The following is an 18,092-nucleotide window of genomic DNA, read 5'->3' on the forward strand; positions in this document are numbered from 1 at the left end:
AAAATGAAATGAAAAAAAGGTTTCTTGCATCACTTCTCTTATTAACATACTTTTCAAATGACGCAGTTGCCAATATAGAGACTGGTTTATATTGCGAGTCATGCTCCAACATTAATGCTGCAAAAACATTTTTGCGAGACTCTGGTTTAGGTCCAACTGTTGAGTGCAATCAATCCAGTTGTTTTCCTTCTCCCCCTGAAATAATTCAAGTTGGTAATGGAAGGCATGTTTATACACTGAAAGCGTCTAGAACTATTATCTACCCCCACACTTTAGAGATTACTGAAAACAACCAGCCTCTAAACGTAGCTAGTTATCAAGAGTTATATCAAACATGGGAAGAGTTTAAACAGTTTGTATTCAGTCATAATCTATATGTTGTGCCGTCTTCTATCCCTGAATTGACAAGTAATCGTTCAGATGTGATGTCTACCGGTGAACAATGCCCTGATACAACGGCTGCAAAAGCATTGACTAATCCGAATCTTATGGATCATATTTTCCAAAAAGCTGAAGTTGAGTTAGCGACTGGACTTGGTACCCCTAATCACAGACAATTATCCGAAAAGTTACTTGGTAGTAACATGGTCTTGAGTAATGGAGCAATGGGCGGTGTATTTAAAGGAGTTAATGTTTCCGCATCTATTTCAAAAAACGATTCTAATCAAACAGTCTCCTATATTGCTGAATTCTCAGAAACAGAAGTAAATGCAAGTGTCTCAGATAGATTAGTCTTTACTTTCGACTATCATGGTCTTGACGCAAACAACATACCGGTAATGAATATGAAGCTGATACCTGGCGCTTCTAGAATTGGTGGAAAATCACTCTCTGTTCTTTCAGGTAATTTTGGTACAGCTTTTATTGACAATGAATGTTTACAAAATAGTTTAAAACGATTTAAACACATTAGTTCTGGAACATTTGAGTCAAGTCAGGTTGATGTAAATGACATACCTCATATTCCACCAGGCCAAGATAGAGAAGTTCAGATGTGCCAATACTATTTCAATCAACCCGGTGTCTATTCAATGACTTGGTATGCGCCTTGTAATTAATAAACACGGAATATAAAAGTAATCGCTGGAAATGTTGATGATAGATAGTCAGTGCTGGATATGATCGAGAGTGTTACAGTGTGGTGATCAAAATGGCTGAGGAGGCTGGATTTAAGTTCGTAGCTGAGTCATCAGTCAATGCCAACCCTCTTGATAATGCACAACATGAAAAAGGCGTCTGGTCTTTATCTCCGACGTTTGCGCTTGGCGAAAAAGACCGCGCTAAGTATCAAACGCTGGGTGAATCTGACCGTATGACGCTTAAATTTGTCAAGCAGAGCACGATGTAAGGCATACCCTGTTTGAACTAACGTTCACGGGAAGAACGCCAAAAAAGGGAAATCATTTGATTTCCCTTTTTTTACTGCTAAGGCATCAGCATTTGTTCACACTGCTCAATCTTGTCCCGCTCTTGATAGTGGTTTGCATTCAGACCTAGTAGTTGGGGTAAGGTTGCTGAAATACAAATTGACGATAAAGTGCCAACCACAATACCGCTAAACAGTGCCAACGAAAATCCCGCAAGCGGTGGCCCCGCTAATAACCAAATTGATGCTATGGTTGCAAGGGTCGTCCCTGACGTGATTAAGGTGCGGCTGAGGGTTGAAGATATCGCTTGATTGATGATTTGCCCTAAAGGATTTGGCCCCTCAGGTTGTGTAGTGGTGCGCATTAATTCGCGCATGCGATCTGCGACAATAATAGAGTCATTTAAAGAATAACCGATTATGGCGAGCAGGCTGGCCAAAACGGTGAGATCAAACTCTATTTGCAACCAAGCAAATATGCCAAGCACCAACACAATATCATGAAATAGAGCCGCAACCGCCCCGACGGCTAAGCGCCACTCAAAACGTAGCGCCAAGTAAATCAGCACCATGATTACTGCACTGAACATTGCCAGCCCACCTTGTTCGAATAACTCTTCCCCCACTTGCGCCCCGATGAAATTTGCTTCCAGTAAGGTCAGTTGCTCTTGATGAATCTGATTGAGCTCTGCAAACCAGCCTTGCTCTGATTGACCGCTAGCGTCGAGGTTTTGCCGCACAATAAAGTGGTGCTGATCGGCGCTGCTGACTTTTAGACCTTGCGATTGTGCTTTGCCGAGTATCTGGGCAATTGAATGTGCGACTTCGCTGCGCTCAAGCGGCTGCTCAGATTGAAACTCAGTGATAAATCCGCCATTAAACTCGATACTAAAATTGAGCTTATGTGTCATTAAGCCAAACACCGCTATGCTCATCAATAAAAACGACAGACACAGCCCGATGATACGAAGTTTGGTAGGGAAAGATTGAGCGGTTAATTGTTTAAAAATCATAATGTTTCTCCAGCTGAGTGAGCACGAGTAGGGCTGTTTTTTGGGGCGCGATAGAGCCAAAAGCTCAGTGTTTTGGCAACAAATACTCCAGTGAAAAGACTGGTCAAAATGCCGAGGCCAAGAGTGAGTGCAAACCCTTTGATTGGACCGTAACCGATTGAATACAAGATAACCGCAGTGAGGAGTGTGGTGATGTAGGCATCGACGATTGAATGGAATGCTTTGTTATAACCTGTTTTGAGAGCCAGCAATGGGCTGCGGCCTAAGGTTTGTTCTTCTTTAATTCGTTCAAAAATAATCACGTTGGTATCCACCGCCATGCCTATGGTCAGCACGAGTCCGGCAATGCCGGGCAGTGTCAATACGGCACCCGGCAATAACGACATTAAACCAATCAAGCAGATTAAATTAAGTAGCAAGACAGTGTTTGCTATCCAGCCCATTTTGCGATACCACAGCGCCATAAAGGCAAATGTAATCGCGAGACCGAGTGCTAAAGCAGCAAAGCCATTTTCGATATTGGCTTGGCCAAGGCTTGGGCCAATGGTTTGCTGGTGGACAATGGTCACAGGCGCAATTAATGAACCAGCTCTGAGTAATAACGCTAATTCTTGTGCCGCTTGAGGGCTGTGCATATTGGTGATGCTAAAACGACTCCCGAGTACGGAGGTAATCGTAGCCACATTGATTACCTTGCTTTTTTTAACACTGTTGCCGTGTTGATCTTTGTAGTATTCAGAAAACACCGTTGCCATAGGTTGGCCGACGTTCTTTTTGGAAAAAGCAGTCATTTTAGTTGCGCCAATGCCGTCGAGTTGCAATTGCACGGCGGGTTTTCCCATTTCATCTCGGCTCGCTTGTGCTCCTTGAATATGTTGGCCCGATAACACTACGTTTGGATTAAGTGAAAGGCTGCTGCCATCCTCCAGAGTATAACGAGTGCCACCGATAGTCTGGAGTGCATGAAAATCAAGGGAAGCAGTCGCGCCAATGATGCGTTTGGCAGCAGTCGGATCTTGAACGCCAGGTAGCTCAACGCGAATTTTATGGCTCCCTTGTCGTTGAGTGACCGCTTCGGTGATCCCTAATTCGCTAATGCGCCCACGAAGTGTGGTAATGGCTTGTTGCATCACTTGCTGATGAAATGCTTGCTGAGCTTGCGGGTTGAAAAACAAGTTAACACCGCTACTGTTTGTTTCACTGCTCAAATCAGTAAAGGTTTGTTTTAAATCTTTGATGACTAAAGCGAGGTTATCATTGGCTTGACTGACATGAATCACAACCTGCTGCGCATTATTGAGCTCAATCCGTGCGCCGCGCACCTGATGGTGACGTAAAGCGCTTTTTGTTTGCTGCTTAACTTGGGTGATGCGCTCATTCAGGGCGTGATCGCTGTCGACCTCTAATACAAACAGCACGCCACCGTTTAGGTCGAGGCCCAGTTTGATAGGCGCTAAGCCTAATGCCTGAAGCCAATATGGGCTGGTTGCTTTGCTGACTATTTTTGATTCAAAATCAGTAGGATAATGCTGATGAAGCCAGTTTAATGCTGCTGCATTTTGGTTACTATTTTCCAAAGTCAGTTGCAAGGTATTACCAGCTTGCTTAGCCTGGCTGACAGTAAACCCTTGTTGATTTAATTTGTCTTTGAGTGTTATTAGCGACAGGCTGCTTGTTTGGGGAGAGGTGGCACTGACGATAAGGTTATTTTGTTCTGGATAAAGATTGGGCAACGCGCAAATAGCTAAAAGTAATAAAGTGAAAATCATCACTAAAGTGGGTAACCATTTGCGTGGTTGGGTGCGGTTTACATCAGCCTGCTTGGCTGAAAAGTTGGGCAACGAATTCATAATGTTTCTCTTTTTGCGCCATCAACAAGCATGCAATAGCGATAACGCTCAACATGTAATTGCAGATAGCAAAAATAAGGATATCTCACTGGCAAGGTGCAACGTTTATTGACGCGCACTGCAAGTTAAATCGATTAAATTTATTTAAAAGAAAAGGTTATGAATAATTAGTGTGGCAGCCGCTGTAGAGTCGGTTTGATTCGTGCCAACCACTAATGCGGGATTTGGCTCGGCGGTAAATATGAATAAACCATAATGGAATTGGCCGATGGGCAATTAAGATGAGCATTGATAGCAGAGCAAAGACCCAGATAAAAAATTCAATCACTAACCAGTAAATCGGGTTCACTTGGCTTGGGTATAAAAAAGTGGATGGACTGGCTGAGCGTATTTCAGGAATCATTGCCGCAGCAGGTTGTTGTTCGTTAACGTTGCTTACAGCAAGTTGTATAGGGCGCTCTGATGAGTTAGAAAGGTCTAGATTGGGTAACGGCGCAGCATGTTTATATTGACTGTGTAGTTGTGCGGCAAAGCTTTCGGTAAAGGCGTGCTCAAGCGCAGTGCGGTCATTGATTTGTTCGCAAAAGAACAATGCAATACTCACTAATAATAAACTTATCGTACGCCAAACAGCTTTCATAATACCTTAGATATTGGTTACCAAAAAAAGAAACCGAGTGTATGAATGTGAACAACTATGCCACTTAATATGGGGGCAGTTTACAAAGATACAAACCGATAGCAAGTAAAAGCGAGTTTTAAACGGCGGATTGAGCAGACTGCGTAGCGGAAAATGCCGCATGCAATCTGCTCATCTAAGATCACTGCTGTAAAATAAACCCTAAGCCAGAAGTGATAACGGCAACTTGCGCCGCAATGCACTCTTGTGGTGTGGCAGTGGCGCTGTCTGGATAGACTTCTGTGGTGGTTTTATACGTCGCATTACTTAATCCGCCGCACAGTCCCAGTTTGGTTTTTGCGTAGTTAATCACCCCGAATTGCTCAAGTGGCGCGCCAATGATTTCACCCTTATCGTCAGCTGGTGCAATGTGCGTAACGTTAGCCACGCCAGCAATAATAGCGGCTTGGAACTCTGCTTGTGGGTTTTCACTGTCGCCGACTAAATAAAAGCCGTCGGGGATGTTCCAGTTATCGTGGGTTTGGGCATCGCGAGCGGCCAGAGCGGGACGAAACTCTGTGTTGTCAGAGTCAGTGGTTTCATGTAAGTCAAAATGCGCCACTAAATCGACCCCTAACTCCTTGACCATTTTCATCAATGCCACAGATTCTTGCGCTGGGCTATTGGCATAAAAAGAACGATTCGGATCGGTTGCAGTTGGATTCCAGCGATTGATGGTTTCATATCCCCAAGGGCTGACACACGGTGCAATCACGATATTAAACGCATCAGCGTATTGTGCGGCGGCCGTTTTCGCAAAAGCCAAAGCACCATGCACACCGCTGGTTTCGTAGCCATGAACACCACCTGTGACTAGCACCGTTGGCTTATCGGCTTGCCATACGGTGGGTTTTATCACAAACAATGGGTAATGTGTGGTGGCAGGAGCCAGCTCCGGATACGCTAACTCGCCATATTGTTCAACAGTAAACTCAGAACGAAGCGCATCAATTTGGCTAACAACATCATCAAAATAGCTGCGTTTCACCGCTTGTAATGCCAGCCATTGTTGTTTTTCTGTCTCGCCCCACTTTACGCCAGCAGTGCCAATTGTTGAAACTTGAGTCATGTATTTACCTTAAAAAATAGATGATTAAAAAACTAATCAGGAAGTAAAAGCGTTGAATGCGCAGCATAAAGGCTGTGCTTGTTGATAGCAACGTTAGAAGGTTATTTTGTATAAAATCTGCGATAGGCCACAGGAGAGAGTGCTTGAGATGACTTTGATAAAGTGCCGTTGTTATCCGGCGTCTGATGACAAGGCCGGTAAAGTATGATTTTATTGCTCAAATACACAATTGAGTCAGTTAGGATCTCTCGGTGTGTTCTACCGTTTGGTTAAGTATCAGGAGTAAGGGTGATTTCATTTCAAACAACGGCTAATTTAGCTCAGTCAGCTCAAATGACATTCGATAATATGCGAGTGTATTACCAACATTACTCAGTTGACTGGGAAGTCAGTAAAATCTGCGAGCAAATCGAAGGATTAGAAAATTGGGACATTTTGTACAGTGATCAGGTTGTCGGTGCTATTCGTTTAGCATTTGATGACAGTGGTTGCTACATACGTGACTTACAAGTCAGCCCAGCATTTCAAAATAAAGGCATGGGTGCACAGGCCTTAGCTTATGTTGAAACGTTGGCGAAACAAGCGGGCGTGAAACAACTTCGGCTGCGGGTGTTTAAAATTAGCCCTGCGGTGCATTTGTATCAACGTAATGGATTTGTGCTAGATAGTGAAGAAGATAATTTCTTTTACCTGTCAAAAACGCTCGGTGAATAAATAATTCAGTCGATTATTTACACCGTAAAAATTTTTAGCTTAACTTCATTCACGGCGGTTCAACTTGCCTGAATTGGACCGCTTTGTATAAAATCGAAAAAACCGCCACAGCTTCGCACAAAGTCAAACGTATGATGCGCTCTCTCGCCCTGAAATCACTTACTATCCACAAGGTGTTGACCAATTTAGTACTAAAAATACTTATAATGACCGAGGGTTTTTAACTGTAGTGGTGGTTTATTTACTGCACTTTTCGAGGGAAGTGATGTTGCTTACGAGTACAAATTGAAGTCCAAAAGTGAAGGTGAGTTTACCCTCATACAAAAAGAAAAAATAGATATTCAGTCTGGTTGTGGCAAAGTTAAAATAGGCTCTAAAGCCAGAATAAAATAGGCTCTAAAGCCAGAATAATAGGCTCTAAAGCCAGAATAAAATAGGCTCTGAAAATAAATTGTAAGCCTAGCTAGTAGATATATATTTTATCTTTACAATCTTTTATTAATCAGTGTTCAAGTATCTATCGTTAAAATTATAAGAGAAATAATGGACACCCACTCCAATTTGCATGCAATAAATATTTTAAATTATTAATGGAAGAAGGTTTACATCAGCAAGCTATTAACTTAACAATAAATTACTTTGGAATAGATGTTTTAGATAAGGGGAAATTTTGGTATCCCGAATTCTCATCTAAATTGAATGATTATGGTATTGTAAAAAATGGAAGAATACTTATCGGTCGTGATGCTTTTGAAAGTTTATCAGTATTAGGTTCAACTATTTATCATGAAATACAGCATGTCAAGTTTGGTTCTGTTTCTGGACTTGAATATCAGGGGGAAACATTATATATGATGGAAATGCGCGCATATCAAGCATAGCTTGATTCAGCAGGCCGTTTCGGGATAAATACTGAAAATATAGATTTTATTAAAAATAGAAGAGCTACTTTTTGTAGTTACACTAGCCAAGCAACTTTAGACAGTCAAGGTTTATCATGCTAAGAAAAATATTTTACTATTTACTATTTATTATACCTACTTTCGTTTTTAGTAATGAATTTTAAGTTAGCATTTTAGAAGAAAGTGATAAGCTTAAACTATTGATTGGAAATACTTCTCAAGATCCAATTTTAATGGAATCTAGGCTTGTTATTACAGACTGTTCGTTTATCGGAAATTTATGTTTTAAAGCAATGGATGATAAGGGAAATGAATTGAATATACTTTATTTTTCTCCAAACTTTGACACAACATTCAAAGATAGATATTGGTTAAAACCAAATAAAATTATTGGCTTATATATATTAAAGGAAGATCTAAGTTTAATGTTATCACTCAAGAAAAAATCGAAGATTACGCTTCAGTTTCTTTATCATAATAAATCAAACGATAATGTATTTAAATCTATTCCAATAAAAGTTAATTTGCCATAGTTTAAAAAGAAATAATGGACACCCACTCCAGTTTGCATGTTGGGGTGGTTTGTCTAAGCTTTAGTTTCTTCAAAATCATTTCAAATTCTAAGTTCAAGGAGTGAACGATGGGATTAGCAAGGAAGCGGCAAATCGCTTTTTGACTAGCACAAGCTTTTCAATTTCATTAACATCGCAATCGAGATGATCTTCGCACCGAAAGATAATTTTTTTGCCAATAGTGTTTGGTCTATCAGGGGACGGTGCAACTATCTCAGTGCTAATATCGACATGCTTTTTATGACAGGCAGAGCTTTCAGTATTGTGAAAGTCAATTATGTTTGTCGGCATGATTTATGGCACATTTTATTTTTGACATTCTTTTTGAGAAATTTTTTGGAGTATATTGTTGAATGTTTTCTGCTGAGTTATCAATTATTTTATTGAATCTGGTGATTATTTTAGTCGCTTATCTGTCTGTTTATCCGAAGTTGGCTGGGAACAGTTTTAATAAAATTTCATTTTATGATTTGTTTACCTCGGGCTTTGCATTTTTTGTGGTGGGTTCGCAATATTGGGGTTCAGAGCGTTTGTTTAATCTGTTTATAATCGACGTGAACTGGTTTTGGTTTACGCTGGTGACATTTGCGATTATCGAAATACCAGTGGTGCTTTGGTATATCAAAAAACATAAGGTTAAGATCTAACTGTTTAAGCTCATTGCTGATGGGGTAATAGCAGCGACTTTTAAGGCCGAATAGATAAAAAACAACCCGCTAAAGCGGGTTGTTTTATTTGTGCAATAGATAACTCATCGAGGTTGATAAAACCAATCAATGAGTCTCACTACTTTGCTTTACCAAATACGAACACGTTGATCTTCTGGAAGATATAACGCATCGCCTGGTTGCACATTAAATGCTTTGTACCATGCATCGTGATTACGTGGTGCTTGGGCTCTGAAGCGACCTGGCGCATGAGTACCGGCGCGAAGCTGGTTTAACATGCTTTGTTCAGTACGTTTTTCTTTCCACACTTGTGCCCATGCGAGGAAGAAGCGTTGGTCACCGGTTAATCCGTCGATAATTGGCGCTTCTTTACCGTCTAAGCTCAGCTGGTATGCGTGATACGCCATCGCGAGGCCACCCACATCGCCAATGTTTTCACCTAAGCTGTTACGACCATTAACAAAGTTGCCTTCAATGGGTTCGTATTGGCTGTACTGTGCAGCTAACTGGTCGGCTTTTGCATCGAACGCAGCGCGATCTGAATCTGTCCACCAGTTACGCTGAATCCCTTGCGCATCTGATTTTGAACCTTGATCATCAAAACCATGGCCCATCTCGTGGCCAATCACGGCACCAATGCCACCGTAGTTCACCGCTGGATCAGCATTTGGATCGAAAAATGGCGGTTGTAAAATTGCTGCAGGGAACACAATTTCGTTGAATGAGCTGTTGTAGTAAGCGTTCACTCTTTGTGGTGTCATGCCCCAGCGATTGCGATCAGTTTTTTGGAGCTCTCTTGCGACATCTTGTGCTTGGAAGAACTCACGCATGTTTTTGATGTTGCCCATTAGGTCATTATTCGTAATGGTTAAACCATCAAACGACTGCCATTCATCTGGATAACCAATTTTAGGTACGAATGCCGCCAGTTTCGCGCGTGCGTTCACTTTCGTTTCTGCGCCCATCCAATCTAGGTTATCAATACGCTCGCCTAATGCTGTGCGAAGGTTTTCGACTAGCTCAGACATTTGTTGTTTTGATGACTCAGGGAAATAACGACTCACATAAACTTTACCAATGGCAAAACCTAGGGATTCCGTGCCTGACATTTGGCTAATTGCACGTTTCCAGCGAGGACGCGGCTCTTGTTGACCACTGAGCTCTTTGCCGTAAAAAGCAAAGTTGGTGTTGAAGATGTCTTCCGATAATAAGCCTGCATTACCGCTAAGTGCATGGTAAGTCAGGTAATCTTTCCAGACTGCGATATCTTGGTTATTGATCAGATCAATCATGGCTTTGATTGGCTCTGGTTGTGATACATTAAGTTGTGGCACTTGGTAGCCAGTTTGCTCAAAGTATACGTCCCAGTTAAAGCCTGGGTAGTTAGTCGCTAAGTCTGTACGGGCAATTTGGTTAAGGGTTAAGTCGCGGTTACGGCGCTTTTCTCGTGGCCAATGACCTTGTGCAATTTGTGTCTCTAGTGCCAAGATTGCTTGTGCGCGCTCAGTGCCATTGTCAATACCGGCAAATTTCAGCATGTCTGCGATATGCGCAACGTAGGCAGCACGTGTCTTAACAAAACGTTCTGCATCTTCTAGGTAATAAGAACGATCTGGCAAGCCTAACCCGCCTGCGCCTAATGACATTTCGTATTTATTAGGGTCTAAACGGTTAAACCACATGCCGCCACCAATTGGTGTTCTTACGCCGTTTAACCACGACTGGCCAAATACAGCTGTTAGATCATCCGTGGTCTTGACCGCATTGATTTGTGTTAAGAGTGCTTTGATTGGTGAAACACCTAATTTATTTAACGTCTCGGTGTCCATGTAAGCGTTATAAAAATCAGCAATCATTTGCTCTTCAGCATTAAGATCGCTGCGAGCTGCAATTTCTTCAATGATGACTTTTACACGTTCTTCACTGCGCTCAGCAAGACCTGCAAATGCACCGTAACGTGTTTTATCGGCCGGCATGACATAGTTGTCGTACCAAGTACCACTGGCATACATAAAAAAGTCATCGCCTGGTTTAATCGCTTCGTTACGCGCGGTTAAATCAACACCAAAGCTGCCTAACTCTGCTTTTGCAGGCGCGGCTGTTTCTTGTTTGGTAGGTTGTTTCGCGGTTTGCTCTGGTTGTGAACAACCAGCCATAAATGTTGCAGCTAAGGCAGCTGCAATTAAATTCTTTTTCATTGGGTTCCCTTGAATGTTAATTATTATAAATTAGGTACTATTGTGACCCTGAACAGTTACCTTCCGATTCTTATTGATATTTCTTTTCGAGGCAATGCTTTTGAGGTGAATGGCTACCTGAGTAGATAAAGTGAGGATGACTCTTTATTAAGGTCAACCCTTTGTGTCTCTTATCCTGATGATTTTCATTTCGACTAATTTAGAGATAAACAACCGACCGATGCGGGGAGTGATAACTTATAAATTCACCTTGGTTGCTAAGTTGAGAGTTTTTTAAACAATCAAGATGAGGGGGCCAGAGCGATCCCCTGTTAACTTTGCATCGTATTGATGAAAGTTTGGTAGGAGAAAGACATGAAACTCAGTAAATTAGAACAATATTTTGAGGTCGAAAAACTTGTTTTTCATTCTCTCGATTTAGCTCTTTATAACGTCAGTGCGGTTGTCGAAGGGCAAGAATACATGATAACGGATGAAAAAAATCAGCGTTTGAAAAGCCATAACTTATTGTCTTTGCAGCAGCTTTGTCAGCACGTCAAAGCTAAAAAACAAGTGGTACGTCAATCAAGCCCGTATGATGAAATGGTCGGCGGACCAGTAAAAATAAATAATGAATTAGAAGTGTCGCTTGGAGATAACAAATTATATTGAACAACGTGAGCGACTCTTCAGTGATCAGTTCAGCAAGCTGAAGAATGGTTCGTAGCCTTGTTTGTGTTCGAATCATTCTTGTTTTATTACACTTTAGTCTACTTTAATCCGCCGTTTGTCCCTAAAATGTTTTAAAATTGTTTCCTTTTTGTTACTTTTTTGTCTGTGGAACTTTAATTGGTATTCAAGTGTGTAATCATTATACTCAGACTTGTGAGGTTATCATGTTGTTTTACATCACTTTAATAACAATAAGATGGGAACATTATGAAAGTAAAATGGACATTTAAGCGTTCAATGACAGCGCTGGCAGTGGCATCGTGTTTATGCACACTGCCTCAAGCTTATGCTAATAATGCATTTGGTTCGGTGTATGGGAAAGCTGAATCCGGCGTAGTAATAACCATTAAAAATGAGAATACCGGGCTATCTAGGCAAGTGACTGTTGGCGCTGATGGGCGTTTTAATATTAAAAACTTACCCGTTGGGCGTTACTCGGTAATTGATAATAAAGGTAACTCAGCGCAAGTTGCAGTGAATGTTGGCACAGGTTCGAATATTACATTACTGCAAGAAGGGCCTGAACGTATCACTGTGGTTGGTGCGCGAGTCGCTTCAATAGATACCACGTCAGTAGAATCGACCAGTGTGTTTTCCGCCGATGACTTTGAGTTATTACCTGTTGGCCGTGATTTAACTTCGGTCGCTTTATTAGCGCCTGGTACAGTGAAAGGTGATTCAGGATTTGGCAACCTGGCTTCATTTGGTGGTTCGTCTGTGGCTGAAAATGGTTATTACCTTAATGGTTTTGATATCACAGATAACCGTAAGCTACTTTCTTTTGCGAATATTCCTTTTGATGCCATTGCTTCACAACAAGTTAAAACCGGAGGATATGGCGCTGAGTATGGCCGCTCACTCGGTGGGGTGGTCAATCAAGTAACAAAATCAGGTACTAATGAGTGGCAATTTTCTGCGTCCATTCATACTAACCTTGATGCACTTCGTGCAGAGCCTAAAGATGTGAAAACCCGCAATGAAGACACATTAGCCGATCCGTATGGTGATCATTATCTAAAGTATCGAAAAGCCAATACCTATGATGCAACCAGTTATGTGCTCACCGCAGGCGGACCGTTAATTGAAGATAAATTATTTGTGTTTGCCACATTTGAAGGCTTTCACAATGAAGATAACTATTACTACAACGATGAAAGTCTTAACGTAAAACGTAACTCTCCTCAAGGATTAGTAAAGCTTGATTGGTATTTAACAGACGACCATATTTTTGAATTCACTGGGGTGTATAACAAAAAAATTGAAGACCGTATCATCTATGACAATCCGCATTCAATAGAAGATCCCGATTATCGCCTGACATATACGGGTCAACACGGAGAAGTGCGCCGTGAATTTGAACGTGAAAGTGGCGGTCATATCGCAATTGCGAAATATACTGGCGCAATTACGGATGATTTTTCATTATCTGTAATGTTAGGGGACTTGAAGTCCGTCAATGATAAAGATTCGCCTGAAGTACCCGATGGTGTCGATACCAGTTGTAATCGAATTTGGGATTCTCGCGATAACGCCCGTGGTTTAGTGCAACGCGGATGTTGGACACAAGGCACTGTGTCGATTTTAGATCCAGATACACCTGAAGAGTATTCAACCCGCACAGCAATCCGCATTGATGGAGAATATCAACTAGGTGATCACGCTATTCGCTTTGGTTTTGATGAAGAGCGTTTGTCTAGTGTCGACCGAGGTTGGGTTTATGTTGGGGATGATAGAAAGTACTACCGCTACTTCAAAGTAGGGGCACCCAATCACAGCTATACCAAAGTTAATGGTGTTGAACTAGAGCCCGGGCAAGAATATGTCCGTATTTGGGACGGCGCGAAATTATCTGCTGAATATAAATCAACAAACTCGGCTGTTTATATCGAGGATAGTTGGCAGTTTAATGACGATTTGATGTTATATGCAGGCCTACGATGGGAAAGCTTTAAAAACGAAAATGCCGATGGAGCGGCATTTGTGGATGCTAAAAATGAGCTGGCTCCAAGGTTAGGTTTTTCTTGGGATGTTGACGGTAATTCTGAGAAAAAACTGTTTGCTAGCTTAGGCCGTTATTTCATTCCTGTACCTGGTAATACTAACGAGCGTTTGTCAGGAGTATCGTATCGCGATGTTTCTTATCATTATTTTGATGGTCAAGATCCTCGTACTTGGGTGCCGAACATCACTGGAGATATAGGCCAGGCGAATGTGGAAAATAAACAATCACCCAATCCGGGCTCTATTGTGGCACAAGATTTACGTCCTATGTTCCAAGATGAATTTATTTTAGGTTATCAGCAACAAATTGATGATGATTGGACGGTCGGGATCAAGGGGATCTACCGTAAAATTCAAAATGGTATGGATGATTTTTGTAGCCCGGGTGATATCTATCAGTGGGCCCTCGATCAAGGTTATACCGATATGGATTGGCACGATATACCAACTTGTATCGTCTTGAATCCAGGAGAAGATCTGGATTTCCAGGTAGACACGAATAATGATGATACCCTTGAAGATGTCGTGGTGCCAAATTCGTACTTAGGCCTACCTGAGTATGATCGTGATTATAAAGCTCTAGAATTGTCATTTAACCGTGGTTTTATTGATGGTTGGAACCTGGGTGGGTCGTATGTTTGGTCCAAATCACAAGGGAATGTCGAAGGGTATGTAAACTCTGGTTTGGGCCAAGATGATCCGGGCATTACTCAAGACTTCGATCATCGTTTATTTCAAGAAAATACCTATGGCTATACGCCTAATGACCGTCGCCATGCGTTTAAAGTCTATGGTTCGTATGAAGTGACGCCAGAAGTCATTATGTCAGTGAGCTTTAATGCGACCTCAGGTCAAGCTAAAAACTGTTTAGGTTATGTGCCGTATGAACAGTTTGAAGGGTACCCGTCAAATACACCTGAGGATATCACTTATGATCGCTTAGCCCGTTACTCGGCGTCATCTTTTTATTGTCGAAATGAAAATGGTGAACGTGAGTTAACATCTAAGGGTCAGTATGGGCGCACACCTTGGACATTTAATACTGATTTATCAGTTCGTTACACGCCAAAATGGGCTGGTGATAAATTAGCATTACGTGCGCGTTTACTTAATGTGTTTAATTCACAGCAAACGGTTGGATTGGAATCACAAGGTGATTTTGCGCGAGACTCGACGCAAATTAATCCTGACTTCCATGTGCCACTTGATTTTCAAACACCTAGAAGGCTGTATCTATCATTAACATATAACTTCTAATCGGCGGTTATGAACAAGCCCAATCGATTAATCGATTGGGCTTTTTTTATCGATATAAATTGGCGTATTTTAAACTGGCTAAATCATTAAAGCGCACACCGTGTGTTGCCATGATTGGTAGAACCTGTTTGCTGATCCATTGGCGAATATAAAAAGGTTGATTGGGAATGAAATGATGAATCGTATGTGTGGCGCCAAAATTGAAGCAAAATAGCTGAAAAGGCGCAAAGGCCCAGTGAGTTAACACATGTGTTTGCTGTAGTAAGTTATTCACTCCGCCGTAATAGTGCATTGAAGAAGTGACCAAGTTTAAGCTCGCTGAGCGTAACACATTGGGGAAAATTAAGGTGACCATCACGAGGTTAATCCATGGTATGTTGCTGAGCAACCACTGCGGATAATCAATGGGGATGGCTAAAAAGTTGAGTAAATGAAACCCAAGAAATCCGTATAACATAACAAAATAAGCGGTCGCTAAAGGGAAACCAGCATTAAAAATCGTCAAAAATCGAAAACCTTTGATTTCTTTTTGCATCCGTAAGCCTGAAATCATTAGGCTTAATAAACCATCACAGACAATCACTGCGCGGATAAATGGGTTTTTAGTACCATTGCCAACGAGGCGTTCTTCGATATCTTGATCGGTCCCTGATACTTTGTGGTGGTGTAAATGTATTTTACGGCGAAACCATGGATTGATTGTATTAGGGCGCATACACCAGACAATCAGCATCAGTAAGTTATGCATGATAGGGTGCTTGCCAAAGTATTGTTTATGAATGAGGTCGTGTTCCATCTCATGAGAAATTGACGTCACGATTGCGGCAGCAATAATGCACAACCAAGCCGGAATAACCGCTAAATAATACAAGGTACCTAAGCCGATTAGGGCACCGAGTGAAGTCAGGACGATTATCAGACCTAAGGTATTTTGATGAGCTAAAAAAGTATGCCGCGCTCTGAGCTTTTTCTCTTCAAATTTTATGGCTTTGACAATCGCTTGGATATGTTGATTGGGCGATAAAGTGTGCATCAATTAAATGGCCTCCAGCGTAATTTGGCGTGATGATACGGGATCTTGCAAATCAAGCAAATGATACGAGATAAAACTCTGTCACGATCTAAATCGGCGGCATCTTCAAGTCGATATGTCGCCGTTGCAGCAAGTTTAAACGTTCTTCTAAATTACCCCAATGTTTCATCATCAGTTCATCCATTAGTCCTGATGTGTCAGCTTGGATAAGTGCTGATTCTAGAAGTGAGTGTAACTGTGGGTTGTCTTTATTGACGTAAATAAAAAAGTCATTGTGGTACTCAAATAATAAGTGCTGCTCAATGACGAGATCTGGGTAGCGAGCGTGTTCGTGTAGGATTTCGTTGACCCCTCTTGAAAAGTACTCAAAGTGACGTCGGCCACTGGCTAGCATATTGAAAATTTTGCTCTTATCACCACTAAACTCGATATAAGGCAACTGATTATATTGCCAAACAGTTGCATCAAACCAGCCTTCACCAAACCCACCAGTGAGTCCTGCGTTGATTAGATCTTGTTTTGTGTGAATATTATCGAATATACGTTGATGCTCAGGTGAAATAAGTAAAACACGCTTGCCAATTAACTCCCGAGTTAAGCCAACATTAACCCGTAAATAATTGGAATCTAAGAGACTTGATTGTAATCGAATGATTAAAGAAAGTTTATTTTCTGAGAAATATTTATCTTGTCGTTGTTGGTTCAATTTGCCTTGATAATTAATTTTGAGCGGTGTGCCAGCTTTAATAAGGGATTGCTGGATGAGTTCAAGGTAATATGCAAAGCTTGCTGGAGTGGTACTGGTTATTTTTATTTCTGTGGGTACTGGCAGCTGTTGAGTTGTTTGGTTGATGACTTCAGTGCTATAGACCCCATTGCTATAGGTAAGCGTCATCACCCACAAGCCGAACACGAATGAGAGACAATGTCGTCGTGCAAAGCAAGGTTGAAATACAATAAAACAAAAGCCCATAAAAGGTCACATAGTAAACCGATGAACTGTCAGTATAGCAAAGTACCTAATGGCTGTGCTATCTAAGATCACCACTACTGAGTATGGCGAATCAATGAATCGCGCATGATGACTTTAGGTTCAAATACATGCTGAATAGAGCCATTTTTTTGTTGGTAAACTTGCTTTAACATCAGTTTTGCCGCCATTTGGCTCATTGCCATAATAGGATTTTCGATGGTGGTCAAACGCGGATATAAATAGTTAGCAACAATTATGTTATCAAAGCCAATCACGGAAAGTTGATTCGGTAGGTCAAGGTTGAGTTTACGGCCATATTCCATCGCACCTGCGGCTGTTTCATCATTCGCGCAGCATAGTGCACTAAATGGGCGTCCCGTATTTGCAAAAGCGGCCATGCCTTGCTCACCGCCGGTTTCATTAAAGTCACCTTCGAAAAATAACGTATTTTCAAATATGATGTTGTACTGCGCCAGCGCTTGTTTATGACCTTCTAGTCGATGGCGAGCATCGGGCTTAAATAATGGCCCTGAAATATACGCGATATCGCGGTGGCCATGCTCTAGCAACGTTTTTGTCGCAAGATACCCGCCCAAACGGTTATCTAAACTAATACAGCGCTCAGCTAATTCAGGCACGAAGCGGCCAACCAAATACACGGGCACACTTTGTTTGCATAGAGTAATCAGGTAGTCATCGCTGACGGCTTCGACATGTAAAATGAGTGCATCACATTTACGGCTGAGTAAAAATTCAATGCCAGCTTGTTCTTTTTGCGCTTCGGAATGACCCGTTGTGATGATGACGTGTTTGCCTGCAGCACGCACTTCGGCTTCGATGCCACTCATCATTTGACCGAAATAAGGGCCATATAGCTCAGACACCAAAATACCAATACTATTACTGCGGTTTGAAGCCAGAGACTGTGCAACAGTATTTGGGCGATAACCAAGTTCGTCCATGGCGGCTTCGACTTTTTTACGCGTTTTGTCGCTGACATTTCCACTGTTGTTCATTACCCGTGATACTGTGGCTAATGACACTCCTGCCAATACGGACACATCATAAATCGTCGCCATGGAAGTC

16 protein-coding genes are annotated in these 18,092 nt (G+C 41.8%); 8 read left to right on the plus strand and 8 right to left on the minus strand.

What is annotated here, in order from left to right:
* The first annotated feature begins 8 nt into the window (after positions 1 to 8).
* Together PULV_RS20135 and PULV_RS20140 are read left to right on the plus strand one after the other, a co-directional pair.
* Positions 9 to 1,058 (plus strand): hypothetical protein, encoded by a 1,050-nt coding sequence (locus tag PULV_RS20135; RefSeq protein WP_193332468.1) that lies wholly within the window; start codon positions 9 to 11, stop codon positions 1,056 to 1,058.
* A 92-nt stretch (positions 1,059 to 1,150) separates the two neighbouring features.
* Positions 1,151 to 1,348 (plus strand): hypothetical protein, encoded by a 198-nt coding sequence (locus PULV_RS20140; RefSeq protein ID WP_227009444.1) that lies wholly within the window; start codon positions 1,151 to 1,153, stop codon positions 1,346 to 1,348.
* A gap of 77 nt (positions 1,349 to 1,425) precedes the next feature.
* Here PULV_RS20140 and secF read toward each other — a convergent pair whose 3' ends face one another.
* From secF to PULV_RS20160, 4 genes are all read right to left on the minus strand, one after another.
* Positions 1,426 to 2,379: a protein translocase subunit SecF gene (gene secF / locus PULV_RS20145; protein WP_193332469.1), complete on the minus strand. Its 954-nt coding sequence runs from the start codon at positions 2,377 to 2,379 to the stop codon at positions 1,426 to 1,428.
* Entirely contained in the window at positions 2,376 to 4,148 is a 1,773-nt protein-coding gene (gene secD / locus PULV_RS20150) for a protein translocase subunit SecD (protein ID WP_227009476.1), read from the minus strand. Before secD ends, secF begins: the two co-directional genes overlap by 4 nt.
* 238 nt (positions 4,149 to 4,386) lie before the next feature.
* Positions 4,387 to 4,869 (minus strand): hypothetical protein, encoded by a 483-nt coding sequence (locus tag PULV_RS20155; RefSeq protein WP_193332471.1) that lies wholly within the window; start codon positions 4,867 to 4,869, stop codon positions 4,387 to 4,389.
* Positions 4,870 to 5,050: 181 nt separating this feature from the next.
* Positions 5,051 to 5,977: a M14 family metallopeptidase gene (locus tag PULV_RS20160; RefSeq protein ID WP_193332472.1), complete on the minus strand. Its 927-nt coding sequence runs from the start codon at positions 5,975 to 5,977 to the stop codon at positions 5,051 to 5,053.
* Between the two features lie 288 nt (positions 5,978 to 6,265).
* Here PULV_RS20160 and PULV_RS20165 point away from each other — a divergent pair, with 288 nt between their 5' ends.
* The 4 genes from PULV_RS20165 to PULV_RS20180 all read left to right on the plus strand — a co-directional run bounded on the left by PULV_RS20165 (position 6,266) and on the right by PULV_RS20180 (position 8,812).
* Complete coding sequence (locus PULV_RS20165; RefSeq protein WP_193332473.1) at positions 6,266 to 6,691, plus strand: GNAT family N-acetyltransferase; 426 nt, start codon at positions 6,266 to 6,268, stop codon at positions 6,689 to 6,691.
* 590 nt (positions 6,692 to 7,281) lie between these two features.
* Positions 7,282 to 7,572 carry a hypothetical protein gene (locus tag PULV_RS20170; RefSeq protein WP_086745537.1) on the plus strand — a complete coding sequence of 97 codons (291 nt, stop codon included), beginning with the start codon at positions 7,282 to 7,284 and terminating at the stop codon, positions 7,570 to 7,572.
* A gap of 221 nt (positions 7,573 to 7,793) precedes the next feature.
* Positions 7,794 to 8,126: a hypothetical protein gene (locus PULV_RS20175; protein WP_193332474.1), complete on the plus strand. Its 333-nt coding sequence runs from the start codon at positions 7,794 to 7,796 to the stop codon at positions 8,124 to 8,126.
* Positions 8,127 to 8,518: 392 nt separating this feature from the next.
* Positions 8,519 to 8,812, plus strand: a complete 294-nt coding sequence (locus PULV_RS20180; protein ID WP_086745540.1) for a hypothetical protein — start codon at positions 8,519 to 8,521, stop codon at positions 8,810 to 8,812.
* Positions 8,813 to 8,961: 149 nt separating this feature from the next.
* On the opposite strand, the gene PULV_RS20185 is transcribed toward PULV_RS20180, so the two are convergent.
* A complete protein-coding gene (locus tag PULV_RS20185) occupies positions 8,962 to 11,031 on the minus strand; it encodes a M13 family metallopeptidase (protein ID WP_193332475.1) in 2,070 nt (689 codons plus the stop codon).
* A gap of 354 nt (positions 11,032 to 11,385) precedes the next feature.
* Between PULV_RS20185 and PULV_RS20190 the strand changes: the two genes are divergently transcribed.
* Positions 11,386 to 11,682, plus strand: a complete 297-nt coding sequence (locus PULV_RS20190; protein WP_193332476.1) for a DUF6482 family protein — start codon at positions 11,386 to 11,388, stop codon at positions 11,680 to 11,682.
* Positions 11,683 to 11,949: 267 nt separating this feature from the next.
* Positions 11,950 to 15,000 (plus strand): TonB-dependent receptor, encoded by a 3,051-nt coding sequence (locus PULV_RS20195; protein ID WP_193332477.1) that lies wholly within the window; start codon positions 11,950 to 11,952, stop codon positions 14,998 to 15,000.
* A 46-nt stretch (positions 15,001 to 15,046) separates the two neighbouring features.
* Here the strand turns inward: PULV_RS20195 and PULV_RS20200 are convergent, their stop codons facing one another.
* The 3 genes from PULV_RS20200 to PULV_RS20210 form a co-directional block, all read right to left on the minus strand.
* The gene (locus PULV_RS20200) at positions 15,047 to 16,033 is read right to left on the minus strand and encodes a fatty acid desaturase (protein WP_193332927.1); all 987 of its coding nucleotides are present in this window, start codon (positions 16,031 to 16,033) and stop codon (positions 15,047 to 15,049) included.
* Positions 16,034 to 16,121: 88 nt separating this feature from the next.
* Positions 16,122 to 16,931, minus strand: a complete 810-nt coding sequence (locus tag PULV_RS20205) for a hypothetical protein (RefSeq protein ID WP_193332478.1) — start codon at positions 16,929 to 16,931, stop codon at positions 16,122 to 16,124.
* A gap of 149 nt (positions 16,932 to 17,080) precedes the next feature.
* On the minus strand, positions 17,081 to 18,085 hold the full coding sequence (locus tag PULV_RS20210) for a LacI family DNA-binding transcriptional regulator (protein WP_086745546.1): 1,005 nt from the start codon (positions 18,083 to 18,085) through the stop codon (positions 17,081 to 17,083).
* Between the last annotated feature and the right edge of the window lie 7 nt (positions 18,086 to 18,092).

The organism is Pseudoalteromonas ulvae UL12 (assembly GCF_014925405.1).
GTDB lineage: Bacteria > Pseudomonadota > Gammaproteobacteria > Enterobacterales > Alteromonadaceae > Pseudoalteromonas > Pseudoalteromonas ulvae.

What these genes read in the sequence shown, in the direction of transcription:
- PULV_RS20180 (WP_086745540.1), top strand. Translation starts at nt 8,519, where the DNA reads ATGTTTTCTGCTGAGTTATCAATTATTTTATTGAATCTGGTGATTATT.
- PULV_RS20195 (WP_193332477.1), top strand. Translation starts at nt 11,950, where the DNA reads ATGAAAGTAAAATGGACATTTAAGCGTTCAATGACAGCGCTGGCAGTG.
- PULV_RS20170 (WP_086745537.1), top strand. Translation starts at nt 7,282, where the DNA reads ATGGAAGAAGGTTTACATCAGCAAGCTATTAACTTAACAATAAATTAC.
- secD (WP_227009476.1), bottom strand. Translation starts at nt 4,148, where the DNA reads ATGATTTTCACTTTATTACTTTTAGCTATTTGCGCGTTGCCCAATCTT.
- PULV_RS20160 (WP_193332472.1), bottom strand. Translation starts at nt 5,977, where the DNA reads ATGACTCAAGTTTCAACAATTGGCACTGCTGGCGTAAAGTGGGGCGAG.
- PULV_RS20210 (WP_086745546.1), bottom strand. Translation starts at nt 18,085, where the DNA reads ATGGCGACGATTTATGATGTGTCCGTATTGGCAGGAGTGTCATTAGCC.
- PULV_RS20155 (WP_193332471.1), bottom strand. Translation starts at nt 4,869, where the DNA reads ATGAAAGCTGTTTGGCGTACGATAAGTTTATTATTAGTGAGTATTGCA.
- PULV_RS20135 (WP_193332468.1), top strand. Translation starts at nt 9, where the DNA reads ATGAAAAAAAGGTTTCTTGCATCACTTCTCTTATTAACATACTTTTCA.
- PULV_RS20140 (WP_227009444.1), top strand. Translation starts at nt 1,151, where the DNA reads ATGGCTGAGGAGGCTGGATTTAAGTTCGTAGCTGAGTCATCAGTCAAT.
- PULV_RS20185 (WP_193332475.1), bottom strand. Translation starts at nt 11,031, where the DNA reads ATGAAAAAGAATTTAATTGCAGCTGCCTTAGCTGCAACATTTATGGCT.
- PULV_RS20190 (WP_193332476.1), top strand. Translation starts at nt 11,386, where the DNA reads ATGAAACTCAGTAAATTAGAACAATATTTTGAGGTCGAAAAACTTGTT.
- PULV_RS20200 (WP_193332927.1), bottom strand. Translation starts at nt 16,033, where the DNA reads ATGCACACTTTATCGCCCAATCAACATATCCAAGCGATTGTCAAAGCC.
- secF (WP_193332469.1), bottom strand. Translation starts at nt 2,379, where the DNA reads ATGATTTTTAAACAATTAACCGCTCAATCTTTCCCTACCAAACTTCGT.